The 14,018-nt window shown below is 55.4% G+C and carries 14 protein-coding genes; 7 read left to right on the top strand and 7 right to left on the bottom strand.

Going from position 1 to position 14,018, the window contains the following annotated elements:
* The first annotated feature begins 96 nt into the window (after positions 1-96).
* Positions 97-786, top strand: coding sequence for a tRNA (guanosine(46)-N7)-methyltransferase TrmB (gene trmB / locus MKFW12EY_RS01530; protein WP_221053890.1), 690 nt, complete (start codon positions 97-99; stop codon positions 784-786).
* Positions 787-802: 16 nt separating this feature from the next.
* Here the strand turns inward: trmB and MKFW12EY_RS01525 are convergent, their stop codons facing one another.
* Together MKFW12EY_RS01525 and metH are read right to left on the bottom strand one after the other, a co-directional pair.
* Positions 803-1,039 (bottom strand): glutaredoxin family protein, encoded by a 237-nt coding sequence (locus MKFW12EY_RS01525; protein ID WP_054760466.1) that lies wholly within the window; start codon positions 1,037-1,039, stop codon positions 803-805.
* A 39-nt stretch (positions 1,040-1,078) separates the two neighbouring features.
* Positions 1,079-4,750, bottom strand: coding sequence for a methionine synthase (gene metH / locus MKFW12EY_RS01520; RefSeq protein ID WP_221053889.1), 3,672 nt, complete (start codon positions 4,748-4,750; stop codon positions 1,079-1,081).
* A gap of 77 nt (positions 4,751-4,827) precedes the next feature.
* Between metH and MKFW12EY_RS01515 the strand changes: the two genes are divergently transcribed.
* The gene (locus MKFW12EY_RS01515) at positions 4,828-5,019 is read left to right on the top strand and encodes a DUF2970 domain-containing protein (protein WP_054760468.1); all 192 of its coding nucleotides are present in this window, start codon (positions 4,828-4,830) and stop codon (positions 5,017-5,019) included.
* A gap of 51 nt (positions 5,020-5,070) precedes the next feature.
* Here MKFW12EY_RS01515 and MKFW12EY_RS01510 read toward each other — a convergent pair whose 3' ends face one another.
* A complete protein-coding gene (locus tag MKFW12EY_RS01510; protein WP_231914829.1) occupies positions 5,071-5,475 on the bottom strand; it encodes a hypothetical protein in 405 nt (134 codons plus the stop codon).
* Positions 5,476-5,702: 227 nt separating this feature from the next.
* On the opposite strand from MKFW12EY_RS01510, the gene MKFW12EY_RS23155 reads away from it, so the two are divergent.
* The 4 genes from MKFW12EY_RS23155 to MKFW12EY_RS23150 all read left to right on the top strand — a co-directional run bounded on the left by MKFW12EY_RS23155 (position 5,703) and on the right by MKFW12EY_RS23150 (position 8,426).
* Positions 5,703-5,831, top strand: coding sequence for a hypothetical protein (locus tag MKFW12EY_RS23155; protein WP_255189959.1), 129 nt, complete (start codon positions 5,703-5,705; stop codon positions 5,829-5,831).
* 143 nt (positions 5,832-5,974) lie between these two features.
* Entirely contained in the window at positions 5,975-7,882 is a 1,908-nt protein-coding gene (locus tag MKFW12EY_RS01505) for a DCC1-like thiol-disulfide oxidoreductase family protein (RefSeq protein ID WP_054760470.1), read from the top strand.
* Between the two features lie 100 nt (positions 7,883-7,982).
* Positions 7,983-8,120: a hypothetical protein gene (locus MKFW12EY_RS01500; protein ID WP_197484941.1), complete on the top strand. Its 138-nt coding sequence runs from the start codon at positions 7,983-7,985 to the stop codon at positions 8,118-8,120.
* A 183-nt stretch (positions 8,121-8,303) separates the two neighbouring features.
* Positions 8,304-8,426, top strand: coding sequence for a hypothetical protein (locus MKFW12EY_RS23150; RefSeq protein WP_256360698.1), 123 nt, complete (start codon positions 8,304-8,306; stop codon positions 8,424-8,426).
* 66 nt (positions 8,427-8,492) lie between these two features.
* Here the strand turns inward: MKFW12EY_RS23150 and MKFW12EY_RS01495 are convergent, their stop codons facing one another.
* Genes MKFW12EY_RS01495 through glyQ form a run of 4 tightly spaced genes read right to left on the bottom strand, consistent with a single transcriptional unit; the run spans position 8,493 to position 12,742 of the window.
* Positions 8,493-9,251: a lysophospholipid acyltransferase family protein gene (locus MKFW12EY_RS01495; protein ID WP_054760471.1), complete on the bottom strand. Its 759-nt coding sequence runs from the start codon at positions 9,249-9,251 to the stop codon at positions 8,493-8,495.
* Positions 9,211-9,759 (bottom strand): D-glycero-beta-D-manno-heptose 1,7-bisphosphate 7-phosphatase, encoded by a 549-nt coding sequence (gene gmhB, locus MKFW12EY_RS01490; protein WP_221053888.1) that lies wholly within the window; start codon positions 9,757-9,759, stop codon positions 9,211-9,213. The genes MKFW12EY_RS01495 and gmhB overlap by 41 nt, the downstream gene beginning before the upstream one ends.
* On the bottom strand, positions 9,756-11,825 hold the full coding sequence (gene glyS / locus MKFW12EY_RS01485) for a glycine--tRNA ligase subunit beta (protein ID WP_221053887.1): 2,070 nt from the start codon (positions 11,823-11,825) through the stop codon (positions 9,756-9,758). Before glyS ends, gmhB begins: the two co-directional genes overlap by 4 nt.
* Positions 11,826-11,827: 2 nt before the next feature.
* Positions 11,828-12,742: a glycine--tRNA ligase subunit alpha gene (gene glyQ / locus MKFW12EY_RS01480; RefSeq protein WP_064023322.1), complete on the bottom strand. Its 915-nt coding sequence runs from the start codon at positions 12,740-12,742 to the stop codon at positions 11,828-11,830.
* Between the two features lie 251 nt (positions 12,743-12,993).
* Between glyQ and ubiA the strand changes: the two genes are divergently transcribed.
* Positions 12,994-13,854, top strand: coding sequence for a 4-hydroxybenzoate octaprenyltransferase (ubiA, locus tag MKFW12EY_RS01475; protein WP_054760473.1), 861 nt, complete (start codon positions 12,994-12,996; stop codon positions 13,852-13,854).
* Positions 13,855-14,018: the final 164 nt, after the last annotated feature.

Here is a 14,018-nt window from a genome sequence, read left to right as displayed (position 1 = left end):
CCTCGCTCCGCCCCGGCAGCCGCTTACGCTTCGGCCTGACTCGGTGGATGGCGCCTTGGCCTGACCGCATTCGTTCCGCTTTTACCTTCTGACCCAATGACCGAACCGCAACGCATCGACCCTTCCAAAATCCGCAGCTTTATCCGCCGCCAAGGCCGCGCCACCGCCGGCCAGAAGTTCGCGCTGGAGCACCATTGGCAGAAATACTGCCTGGTACCGGAGCAGGCCTTCGATCCGGTGCAAGCCTTCGGCCGGCAAGCGCCGTTGATCGTCGAGATCGGTTTCGGCAACGGCGACAGCCTAGCGGCGATGGCGGCAGCCAATCCGCATTTGAATTATTTAGGTATCGAAGTTCACCGGCCCGGCGTCGGCCATCTGATGATGTTGCTGGAACAGCAGGGCATAAACAACGTTCGCATCTACCACCACGACGCGATCGAGATATTGGAGCGCAAAATTGCCGACCACAGTCTGGCCGGCATCCATTTGTTTTTTCCGGACCCGTGGCAAAAACGCCGCCACCATAAACGCCGCATCGTCCGCCCCAGTTTTGTCGACTTGCTGAATAAGAAATTGGCGGTCGGCGGTTATTTTCATGCTGCGACCGATTGGGAGCATTACGCCAAGGACATGCTGGCGATTTTGTCGGCAGGCGCCGGATTGCGAAATACCAGCCCGAGCGGGGATTTTTGCCCGCGCCCGGCTTATCGGCCGTTAACCAAATTCGAGAATCGCGGCTTGGGTTTGGGCCACGGCGTCTGGGATTTGATTTTCGCCAAGCTTTGACGAATCGCGACCGAGATCAGGCCCGGACTTGGGCGGCAAGCCAGAGTACCTGTTCCGGGCCGAACGGCCAGTGCAGTTCCAGCCCGCCGTCGCGGTGCGCCAACACCGGTATTTTTACGCCGTAACGTTGTTGTAAGGCCTCGTCTTCGATAATGTCCTGCTTGTCGAAGACGAGGCCGGCCAGCCGGACAATCTGTTCGGCTTCTTCGCATAAATGGCAGCCTTCCGTGCCGTACAAGATAAAATCCGCCATCTGTGCCTGCCTGATCTAAGCGTACGGGCCGGTAAGCCGTTAGTGGTTCAAATGTGCCGCCAGCCAGCGCTCAGCCACTTCCAGTTTGATGCCTTTGCGCCGGGCATAGTCTTCCAACTGGTCGCGGTCGATCTTGCCGACATTGAAATATTGCGACTCCGGATGCGAGAAATACCAGCCGCTGACCGCCGCCGCCGGATACATCGCAAAGTTTTCGGTCAGGGCGATCGAGGTCGTCGCGGTGACGTTCAGCAATTCGAACAACTTGGCTTTTTCGGTGTGGTCCGGGCAGGCCGGATAACCGGGCGCCGGACGGATGCCACGATAGGCTTCTTCGATCAGCGCCTCGTTGTCGTGGCTTTCATCCTCGGCATAGCCCCAATAATCCTTACGCACCGCCAAGTGCATGTACTCGGCGAAGGCTTCGGCCAAACGGTCCGCCAGCGCCTTCAGCATGATGGCGCTGTAATCGTCGTGGTCTTGTTCGAATTCGGCCAGCTTGGTTTCGATACCGATGCCTGCCGTCACCGCGAAACCGCCGATGTAATCGGCTATGCCGCTGCCGACCGGCGCGATGAAGTCGGACAGGCAATAATTCGGCCGGCCCGGCGCTTTGACGTTCTGCTGGCGTAGGTGGTGCAGCACTTCGAGCGGCTCGGTGCGGCTGTCGTCGTTGTAAACGATGATGTCGTCGCCATCGCTGTTCGCCGGGAAGAAGCCGATCACGGCTTTGGCAGTCAGCCAGTTTTCGCTGACGATGCGTTGCAGCATGTCCTGCGCGTCTTGAAACAACTTGCTGGCTTCCGTGCCCACGACCGCATCGGTCAAGATAGCCGGATAACGGCCGGACAATTCCCAGGTCAGGAAGAACGGCGTCCAGTCGATGTATGGCACCAACGTTGCCAGCGGGAGGTCGTCGATGGCCTTGGTGCCAAGGAACTTAGGTTTCACCGGCTGGTGGCCGGCGTGGTCGAAACGGTTGCGCCGGGCGGCTTCCAGCGGATGTTGCGGATTCTTGGCTTGCCTGCCTTTATGGCGCTCGCGGACCAAGGCATATTCCTCGCGGGTTTTAGCAACGAAATCGGCGTTTAAATCCTGGCTCAACAGCGAGCCGACCACGCCGACCGCGCGCGAGGCATCGGTGACGTAGACGGTCGGGTGCTGGTAATTCGGTTCGATCTTGACGGCGGTGTGGGCGCGCGAGGTGGTGGCGCCGCCAATCAGCAACGGTATTTCGAAGCCCTGGCGTTGCATTTCCTTGGCGACGTGCACCATTTCGTCCAGCGACGGCGTGATCAAGCCGCTCAAGCCGATCACGTCGACCTTTTCCTCGCGGGCGGTTTTCAAGATATTTTCCGCCGGCACCATCACGCCCATGTCGATCACCTCGTAGTTGTTGCACTGCAACACCACGGTGACGATGTTTTTGCCGATGTCGTGCACGTCACCCTTAACGGTAGCCATCAGCACCTTGCCGTTGGTTTCGCGGGCGGCGCCGTCTTTGTCGGCGTCCATGAACGGCATCAGATAGGCCACGGCTTTTTTCATGACCCGCGCCGATTTGACCACTTGCGGCAGGAACATCTTGCCCTCGCCGAACAAATCGCCGACCACGTTCATACCGTCCATCAGCGGACCTTCGATCACGTGCAGCGGTTTTTCCGCCTCCAATCGCGCGGCTTCGGTGTCTTCTTCGATGTAATCGGCGATGCCTTTGACCAGCGCATGCTCCAAACGCTTGTTGACCGGCCATTCGCGCCATTCCAACGTTTCCTGCTTGGCCGCTTGGCCGCTGCCGCGGTATTTTTCGGCGATTTCCAGCAATTTTTCGGTGCCTTCCGGCGTGCGATTGAGGATCACGTCCTCGACCGCATCGCGCAATTCCCTGGGAATGTCTTCGTAGATCGCCAACTGGCCGGCGTTGACGATACCCATGTCCATGCCGGCCTGCACGGCGTGGTACAAAAATACCGCGTGAATCGCCTCCCGCACCGGGTTGTTGCCGCGGAACGAGAACGACACGTTGGAGACGCCGCCGGAAATCAAGGCGTGCGGCAGATTTTGCTTGATGGCGCGGGTGGCTTCGATGAAATCGACGCCGTAATTGTTGTGTTCCTCAATGCCGGTGGCAACCGCGAAAATGTTGGGGTCGAAGATGATGTCTTCCGGCGGAAAACCGACCTGCTCGGTCAAAATCTTATAGGCGCGGGAGCAGATTTCGATTTTACGCGCCATGGTATCCGCCTGGCCGACTTCGTCGAAGGCCATGACGATCACCGCCGCGCCGTAGCGCCGCACCAGCTTGGCTTGTTCGATGAATTTGGCTTCGCCTTCCTTGATCGAAATCGAGTTGACGATGCCCTTGCCCTGGATGCATTTCAGGCCGGCTTCCAAAATCTCCCATTTCGACGAGTCCAGCATCACCGGCACTTTGGCGATGTCCGGTTCGGCGGCCAGCAGATTCAAAAAGCGCACCATCGCCGCTTTCGAGTCCAGCATGCCCTCGTCCATGTTAATGTCGATGATCTGGGCGCCGTTTTCGACCTGCTGGCGCGCGACTTCCAGCGCGTCCTCGTAACGCTCTTCGACAATCATTTTCTTGAAAACCGCAGAGCCGGTGACGTTGGTGCGTTCGCCGACGTTGACGAACAAGGTCTCGGGCCCGATGCTCATCGCTTCCAGGCCGGCCAGATGGCAACGTTTTTCCAGCTCGGGAATCTTGCGCGGCGGATATTTACTCAATGCGGCGACAATGGCGCGTATCGTGTCGGGCGAGGTGCCGCAGCAACCGCCGATGATGTTCAAATAACCGCTGGCGGCCCAGTCGGCCAGCTCGGCGGCCATCATTTCCGGAGTTTCGTCGTATTCGCCGAATTCGTTGGGCAGGCCGGCGTTGGGGTGGGCCGAGACGTAGGTGTCGGCAATGTTGGACAATTCTTCGATGTACTGGCGCAGTTCCTGAGCGCCCAAGGCACAGTTGAAGCCGATAGAAATCGGCTTGACGTGCTTCAACGAAGTCCAAAACGCGGCGGCGGTCTGGCCCGACAGCGTGCGGCCGGAGGCATCGGTAATGGTGCCGGAAATCATCACTGGCAGCTTGTAGCCGAGTTGATCGAACACCGATTCCACGGCAAATATCGCCGCCTTGGCGTTCAGGGTATCAAATACGGTTTCGATCAAAATAATATCGGCACCGCCGTCAATCAGACCGCGTGTGGCTTCGCTGTATGCGTCAACCAATTCATCGAAGCTGATGTTTCTGAAACCGGGATCATTAACGTCGGGCGACATCGACGAGGTGCGGTTGGTAGGCCCTAGTACTCCAGCCACGAAACGCGGTTTGTCCGGAGTCACAGCGGTCGCTGCATCGGCCGCTTGTCTAGCGACTCGGGCCGAGGCGACGTTGATCTCGTAAGCCAATTCCTCCATCCGGTAATCGGCCATCGCCACCTTGGTGGAGTTGAAGGTGTTGGTTTCCAGAATGTCGGTGCCGGCGTCCAGATAAGCCTTGTGAATAGCGCGAATCACATCGGGCTGGGTAATCGACAACAGGTCGTTGTTGCCTTTCAAATCGACCGGCCAATCGGCAAAACGCTCGCCGCGATAGTCCTTTTCCTCCAGCTTGTAGCTCTGTATCATGGTGCCCATGGCGCCATCCAGAAATAATATTCGCTGTGACAGAAGCTGGTGTAATCTTTGAGAGCTATTCATGCGGACAGTTTATCGAAAGGTAATATTGGAACGGCGGCTAACCGGAAATTTCGGCAAACCAATTTTTGAGGGAAATCATGTCTAAACCCAGCCTACTGCACGTCGTCAAAAGCGTATTTGCCGCCGCGATTGGCATACAAAGCAACAAGAACAGGGAGATTGATTTTCAGCATGGCTCGTTACCGGCCTACTTGGTAGTCGGCTTAATTGCGACGGTGCTGTTTATTTTTACGATAGTCGGTATCGTGTCTGCCGTTATCGGCGATTGAAGCGTTGCCGGCGTAAGCCCAAGTTGCCTTGGGCTTACGCATCGGAACGGCTTAGTTGCCGGACGAGGTTTTGAAGCTGTCTTTGATGCTGATGAACATCTCTTTGACGCCGCTAAACAAATTGGCTGGTGTCAAAGCTTCTTTCAAAATGATCAAGGTGCGGACGACAGCGACGACAAGGAAACCGGCAATGGACGGAAACAATTCGCAAAGGCTGTTGACGAAAAATCCTCCGGCATTCTCCTGGGTTCTTCTGTCGCTGACGCTAGCCAAGTCGCGGTCGTAACTGTCGCCAATGTCTTTGCCACCCAGTGCATCAATAATCTCGATGCAGAAAATCTGGGCTACGAATTCCACCGCGAAAAACGCCGCGGCGCAAGCTGCCACCCATATCAATACATTCGGCTTTTTCGCCTTCATCATGCTCTGGTAAACCCAGATAGCGGTCAAAACCATTACAATGCCACCGATCATATTTATTCCCCTTGTACTTTTTTATTGTTCTAAAAATTCAGGTTGAGCTGGCATACTACCATATTCGGTCCGGATAGCAATTGCGCCGCTATCTTTACTGAACAGCCACGAATTGCTTGACTTTGAAGGTGGCTAAAGTAACATATGAACTTCGACCGCCAACGAAATGGCACATTTTATAACAACTAACTTTAAGGTAGGAGGCACCCATGGGAGCGATCTTAGATTTAACAGAAATGCTGAAAGAACCATCTGGCATGATCGGCGCGGTAGTAATCATCGCTGCTGGCTATTTCTTCGTAAAATGGGTTTTCGCTGAACCTAAAGACGAAGAATAAGCAACGTTTCCTGCTCGCGCTTACAAAGCTTTTCTGGAAAAAGCGGCTACGGACAGATCCCGTAGCCGCTTTTTTTTGGCCTTCAATCCGGCTTTTCGGCAAAATCCCTTATAATCGGTAACCTTTTGGCCTGCCGATCCGCCATGTACAAATCGTTAGTTCTGAAAATCAATAGGCTTTATTCCGAAAAGGCACCTGCAACCGGTATTGGGCTGTTCCGGCTACTGTTCGGCCTGGTGACGCTGCAGGAAGTATTTTTCCTGCTGTATTTCAACCATCTGATTTTCGATCCAATTCCGTTCCTGGATGTCGAATTTCCGATGATTCCGTTCTTTCTCTGGCTGTGGGCGGCAACAGCCTTCTGTCTGGCCGTGGGTTACCGCTGCCAAGCCAACAGCATCGCCAATTACCTGTTTTGGCTGGTGTTCGTCAATTTCACGCCAATGCAACGCGATTTCGACGGCGGCTTCGATTTGTTCATGACCGGCGCGAATTTTTTCCTGATCTTCATGCCGCTCGATCGCGCGTTTGCCATCGACGGCCTGCGCCGCAAGTTGCGCAACCCCTTCGTCCATTATTCTAACTACGGGGCGGAAACCGTCTCGGCCTTGGCGTACCATTTACCGGTCGTCGTTTGCCTCGGATTTTTGTATTTCGATTCGGCAATCCACAAAATGTTCGCCGAGCATTGGCGCAACGGCCTCGGCGCCTGGTTGCCGTCTTCCATGCCGTACTACATATCGGCGCTCGATATGTCCTGGCTGTTGAACATCGAGCTCCTGCAAAAGGCCATCGGCTATACCATCATCGTTTTTCAATTCAGTTTCCTGTTTTTATATTCCCGCCGCCGTTTCCGCTGGCTGTATTTTCTGCTGGGATTGTCGCTGCATCTCGGCATCACGCTGTCGTTCAACATCTATCCGTTCGGCATGGGCATGTTGATTTTTTACGCACTGGTCATGCCGTTTGGCTGGTACCGCCGCATCGGAGCGTGGTTGCGTGCCAAGCAGGCGGTTTTGACCGTGTTTTACGACCAACAATGTCCGCTCTGCAATCGCACGGTGTTGACCTTAAACCACTTCGACGTATTGCGCCGGGTCGATTTTAAGCCCGCGCAAATCTTTGCCGCCGACTATCCGGCCTTGTCCCATTTAGGCCAGCAACAACTGATGACGGATCTGTATGCGGTCGACGGCCAAGGCCGGGTTTACGCCGGCGTCGACACCTATTCGCAAATTCTGGTGGCGATGGGTTACTCTGCCCCGGTCGGCTGGATGATGCGCTTGCCGTTGCTTTACGGATGGATATGCAAGCGTTATCGGGCGATTGCCGACAATCGCCAACGCTTAGTCTGCGACGCCAGTTGCGCTCCGCCGGCTGCCGACGCCGCCGAAAGCAGTTTTTACCAACGCATATTCGAAGCGGAACATGCGATCCCGGCCAGAAGTTTCGTCCACAAGATCAGCAAAGTGCTGCTGGTATTGATCCTGTTTCAGCTCAACAGCAGCATACACTACGGCCTGCTTTACCGTTTGCACGTCGATACCCGGCAATCGCCGCTGACCAGCATGCTGAACAGCATGAGTAATGCGTTATTGATGATGTCGCATACCTTTATCGGTATCACGCCGCATGCTTTGTATCTGCACGACCATTTCGAAGGCTACGACCATATCTTGGCGATTACCTACCTGGATACCGACGGTAACGAGCGTTGGCTGCCGTTCGTCGACCAGCAGGGCCGACTGCTGGCTCCGAACTGGGGGCGTGTCCATTCTATGTGGGCCAACATCGCAGTCACGCCGAATATCGACGAATTGCGCCTAAAAAAATTCATCATGAAAGTCACCGCATTTTGGGGCCTCAAGGCCGGCCTGAGCCTGGAAAACACCCAATTCATCATTAAAATGAAGAAAACCAGAGCCCCATTTACCTGGGAGAAAGACTTAAGAAACAATAATTTATCAGGTAGCTGGCAAGTGATAGGCTCTGCGCGCTGGACCGGCAAGGAAATCAAAATCAGCTTACCTATGGACATCGACGCAATATGAAAAAGAGTGTTGCATGCGCAGATTGGTCATGCTATAAATTTTGCGTGCTTCGTTTAAGTACACTCAAAATTATAAAAACCCATTAAATCTGGAGGATGTTATGAAAAAAGTATTTTCTGTTTTGGCTATGGTTATGGTTATGGTGAGCTTGGCCGGTTGCATGGACGATCCAGACCAAGGCAACCCAAAACCAAAAGGTTACGGCTCTACTAACCAACAAGGCAGCGGTGCAAAATAATCGTAGCCGTTACAGGATTTCAGACTCCTGATGTAAGGCCCGCAATTGCGGGCCTTATTCGTTACGGGGCTTGACAATTTGATAATGAGGCTCGATTTGCGTATCGGTTTTTAGCCGTGTTATAAGAACTCCCGTGTTCGATTGCCGAGCACGTAAAATTAAAATTTTTGATTTGGAGGAATTATGAAAAAAGTACTGTCATTAATGGCCATGACCCTGATGATTGCCGGCCTGAGCGGATGCATGGACAATCCTGATGCATCTAAACAAAAAGTTTCCAGCGCTACCTCATCAGTACAGCTGTAAACAAACTTGCTTAACAAAAAGGCCCGTTGCATCCGGGCCTTTTTTGTGGCCGGCGAAAAATAAACCTCAATTTTTTTCCGCTTCGATTTTCACCATAGCCTGCGTTATCCACGCTTCGGCTTCGGCATTAATATCTTTCGACTTTTTATCGACGGTGCTGATCGGCGGACCGATTTTCACTTTAATCACGCCGGGATACTTCAAAAAGCTGTTACGCGGCCAAAATTCACCGGCATTGTGCGCTAAAGGAATCACCGGAAACCCCGATTTCTGAGCAAGCATAGCGCCGCCGGCATTAAATTTTTTGTGCGCGCCTGGCGCCACTCTGGTGCCTTCCGGAAACACCACGACGAACAACCCCTCCTGCAAGCGCTCGATACCCTGATCGATCAACATTTTTAAGGCTTCCTTTTGGTTCTGCCGGTCTATGGCAATCGGCTTTAAAGTTGCCAACGCCCAGCCGCCGAACGGAATCTGCAGCAGCGATTTTTTCAAGACCGCGGTTTGCGGCCGAATAAATTGCCGCAGCGCCACGGTTTCCCAAGCCGATTGATGCTTGCTCAGCACGATAGCCGCGCCGACCTGCGGAATGTGCTCCAGGCCCTCAACCTCGTGGCTGAGTCCGCAGCACAACTTCAGCATATAGAGCAGGCAATCGATCCAGATATCGGCGAATTTATAACGCCAATGAAACGGCAGAAAAAAACCGCCTAAAATCGCCACCCCGACGATCAGCGTCGAGATTACGATGTAGATGAACAATAAGGTAGAGCCCAGATAAACTCTAAAGTCGGCTTTCCGAGACGATATATGCGGCTGCGTCATAAAGATTGTCGAAAACGGGAACGTCTAGTTGTGGGTTGTCGTTAAGGGTTTGCAAACCTTTGCCGGTTTTGACAAGTATCGGCTTGGCGCCGGCCGTCTCCGCGGCCTGTACGTCGCGCAACGAATCGCCGACGGCAAAGGTCGCGCTCAAATCGATGCGCTTGTCGTCGGCCAAGCGGCGAAACAAGCCGGCTTTGGGTTTGCGGCAATCGCAATGGTCGTCGGGGCCGTGCGGGCAATAATAAATCGCCTCGATTTCACCGCCGGCGGCACGGGTAAGTTGCAACATTTTGGCGTGAATTGCGCCCAGCGTTGCCAAATCGAATAAGCCTCTGGCAATTCCGGACTGGTTACTGACCACCGCAACGCGAAAACCATGGCGGTTCAGCATCGCTATGGCTTCCAGGCTGCCGGGCAACGGCAGCCATTCAGCGGCGGATTTGATGAACTCGTCGGAATCGACGTTGATGGTGCCGTCCCGGTCCAGAATCACGTAACGCCCGGTCACGATTGCAGCTTGGAAATATCGGCGATTTGTAAAAATTGGTTGGACAATTTGGCCAGCAGCGCCAGACGGCTACTACGCAGCGCTGGGTCGTCGGTATTGACCATCACATTATCGAAGAAAGCGTCGACGCTGTCGCGCAACTGCGCCAAACGGCTTAGCGCCAGCGCATAATTCTGTTCCGCCAATAACGGCCCGATATCCGCCTCCGACTGTTCGGCGGCGGCAAGCAGGTTTTTCTCCGCGGTTTCGACCAACATACCGATCTGCTCGGCCGGCGCTTGCTCGGATTTTTTCAGGATATTGCCGATCCGCTTGTTAGCGGCGGCCAAGCTTTCCGCTTCGGGCAGGGCGCGGAAGTCTTTCACGGCGCGGAGGCGTTGCCAGAAATCGAACGGCCGGGTCGGATTTACCGCCAACACCGCCTCGAATTCGTCGCTGGAGAAGCCCTGGTCCAGGCAATAGCCCTTCAGGCGGTCGAAAATAAAGCCGACCAGTTTTTGCCGGGTTTCGCTCCGGTCGAAAGCGTGGCCGAATTGGGCCAGCGCCGCATCCAGCAATTCCGCAACATCCAGCGCCAAGCCGTTTTCGACCAGTATCCGCAAAATACCTATCGCAGCCCGGCGTAAGGCATACGGGTCTTTATCGCCGGTCGGAATCAGGCCGGCGCTGAAAATACCGGCCAATGTGTCGACCTTTTCCGCCAAAGCCAACGCGACGCTGACCGGCGTCTGCGGGATTTCGCCGCCGGACTGCTTAGGAAAATACTGCTCTTCCAATGCATAGGCTACAGCCAAATCTTCGCCGTCGGCAATCGCGTAATAACGGCCCATCGTGCCTTGCAGGTTGGCGAACTCTCCGACCATATTGGTCATCAAATCGGTTTTGGCCAGCAAAGCCGCACGCTTGGCTAAGCCGGCGTCGGCGCCGAGTTGTTCGGCAACCAGACCGGCCAGATTCGCCACGCGTTCGGTTTTGTCGAACAAGGTTCCCAGGTCTTTCTGGAACACGATGGTTTTCAAGCTGTCCACCCGCTCCGCCAAGGATTGCTTCCTGTCCTGCTTCCAGAAAAATTCGGCATCGACCAGGCGCGGCAAGACCACCCGCTCGTTGCCGGCCCGAATCGAATCCGGCCGCGAGCTTTCGATATTGGCGAAGGTGATGAAATGCGGCAGCAAACCGCCTTGCGCGTTTTTGACCGGGAAATATTTCTGGTTGGCCTGCATCGTCGTGATCAGCACTTCCTGCGGCAACTCCAGAAAGCGGGCGTCGAAATTACCGACCACCGGCACCGGCCACTCGTTCAGTGCGGCCACTTCTTCCAGCAGGTCTGGCTCGATATGGGCGACGCCGCCGACTTTTTCCGCCGCCTGGTTCGCCGCGTCTCGGATTACGGCCATCCTTTCCTCGAAATCGGCCAACACTTTGCCTTTCTGCTTTAAAACATCCAGATACTCGTGCGGGTCATGAATACTCAAATCCTGCGGCGCGTGAAAGCGATGGCCGCGGGTGATCCGGCCGGTGGTACGGCCGAGAATGTCGGTGACGATGATTTCGCTGCCGAACAACAGGACGGCCCAATGCACCGGCCGGGCGAATTCGGCATCGAAACTGCCCCAACGCATGCGCTTGGCAATCGGCAAATTGGCCAATGCTTTGCGGATGATGTCGGGCAATAACTCGGCCGTCGCTTGGCCTTTCACCGCTTGTTTGAAAATCAACCACGAACCTTTGTCGGTTTCCAATTTCTCCAATTGCTCGAAACTGGCGCCGCAACTCGCGGCAAAACCCAGCGCCGCCTTGCTCGGTGCGCCGTCAGGTCCGTACGCCGCCTGCAGTGCAGGGCCGCGTTTTTCGACGATTTTATCGGCCTGGAAAGTCTGTAAATCGTCGATCAATACCGCCAGGCGCCGCGGCGTCGCGTAAGCCCTGGCCCGGGTGTAACTCAAGCCGGCATCCTGCAAACTCGTCAGTAAGCTGTCCAGTAAAGCCTGGCTAAGCCGCTTTAAAGATTTGGGCGGTAATTCCTCGCAGCCCAATTCGAATAGAAAATGGTTGGTCGCTGTCATGGTTACGCTCCCTGTCTGGCGAGAATAGGGAAGCCCAGCGCTTCCCGGCGATTGTAATACGCTTCGGCGACCGACTTGGCCATATTGCGCACCCTGAGTATGTAGCGTTGGCGCTCGGTCACCGAAATGGCGTGGCGGGCGTCGAGCAAGTTAAACGAATGCGAGGCTTTCAGTACCATTTCGTAGGCCGGCAGCGGCAGGTTTTTTTCCAGCAGCATCAAGCATTCGCGTTCGTAGGTATCGAAGCAGTTGAACAGAAAATCGACGTTGGCCAGGTCGAAATTGAACTCCGACATCTCGACCTCGTTCTGGTGGAACACGTCGCCGTAGGTCACCACGCCTTGCGGGCCTTGAGTCCAGACCAGATCGAATACCGATTCGACGCCTTGCAGATACATCGCGATGCGTTCCAGGCCATAGGTAATTTCGCCGGTCACCGGCCGGCATTCCAGACCGCCGACTTGTTGGAAATAGGTAAATTGGGTCACTTCCATACCGTTCAGCCAGACTTCCCAGCCCAAGCCCCAGGCGCCCAGAGTCGGAGACTCCCAATTGTCCTCGACGAAGCGAATGTCGTGTTCCAGCAGATCCAGCCCCAAATGGCGCAACGAGCCCAGGTACAGCTCCTGGATATTGTCCGGCGACGGCTTCATGATCACCTGAAACTGGTAGTAATGCTGCAAGCGGTTCGGGTTTTCGCCGTAGCGGCCGTCGGTCGGTCGGCGCGACGGTTGCACGTAAGCCGAGTTCCAAGGCTCCGGGCCTATCGCCCGCAAAAACGTCGCCGGATGAAAGGTGCCGGCGCCGACTTCCTGATCCAAAGGCTGTAACAACACGCACCCCTGATTCGACCAGTATTCCTGCAGCGTCAGAATCAGGCCCTGAAAAGTTGAGACATCGTTTTTGCTAGTCGACACGTTGAGAGCCACTCGTTTGGTAAAAATGGCCCGATTATATCCGAAATCGCCATGCAGGGCGGAAGGGCGCCGGCTCGCCGATGCGCGGCAACCCCGGTCGGCAAAGGGTTGGCCGCCTTAATATTAAGGTGTCAAATCGGGTTCGGCGACCGTGCGGCAACTCGGCCAAAACCGCCGTTCGCCGGTTTTGCATTAGAATGCGCCGTCACGATCCGCGACTGCCCACGTAAACCCCGACTCTTAGCCCAGCGATGAATAAAATTACCGAGCGCCTGCGCCAATATTGGCTTTTAGCCCGTTTCGACAAACCCATCGGCATTTTCATTTTGTTGTGGCCGACCCTGTGGGCGTTATGGATTGCCGGCAACGGCAAGCCGGATGCGTTGGTATTGGCGGTATTCGTCGCCGGCGTGGTTTTGATGCGGGCGGCCGGTTGCGTGATCAACGACTATGCCGACCGCGATTTCGACCCCCATGTCGACCGCTGCAAGCAACGACCTATCGCCGCCGGCCGCGTCTCGCCCAAGGAGGCCTTGCTGGTATTCGCGGTCCTGTGCCTGACCGCGTTCAGCCTGGTATTACTGATGAACTGGTACACGATAGCGCTATCATTCGTCGGCGCCTTTCTGGCGGCCAGCTACCCGTTTATGAAACGCTATACCCATTTGCCGCAAGCTTATCTGGGCGCCGCATTCGGCTTCGCAGTACCGATGGCGTTTGCCGCGCAAACCGATAGCATTCCGTTGGTCGGCTGGATTTTGTATCTTGCGGTTTTGCTGTGGGCCTTGGTCTACGACACGATGTATGCGATGGTCGACATCGACGACGACTTGAAAATCGGCGTCAAATCGACGGCAATTTTGTTCGGCAGCCGGGTGCGGGAAATCACCGGCGGCCTGCAGGCGGTAATCCTGGGCTTGCTGTTCTGGATCGGCCACGAACGCCAATTAGCCTGGCCCTATTATGCCGGGCTACTGGCCGCGGCCGGTTTTGCGGTTTACCAACAAAAGCTGATCTTCCATTTCGACAAGCCCAATTGTTTCAAGGCGTTTTTGAACAACAACTGGTTCGGCCTCGCCGTATTTACCGGGCTGGTTCTGGCGTATCTGTAACCTTGCCGGGGGCGTTGCCGCCGGCAAACTCTCGGACTTTCTACCTTTCCCCAGGCGAACCCGTTCGCCCATCCCAGCCCAACACCGGATTCGCCGGAGCTGAAGCCGGCAACGCCGCCGTACTTGGCCGCCGACTTTGCCGAAACGGCTGTGCCAAGGCTTGC

Origin of the sequence: Methylomonas koyamae, from assembly GCF_019669905.1 — a bacterium.
Taxonomy (GTDB): domain Bacteria; phylum Pseudomonadota; class Gammaproteobacteria; order Methylococcales; family Methylomonadaceae; genus Methylomonas; species Methylomonas koyamae.
Note: the sequence above shows the minus strand (reverse complement) of the source record. Positions and strands in the feature narration are given on the sequence as shown.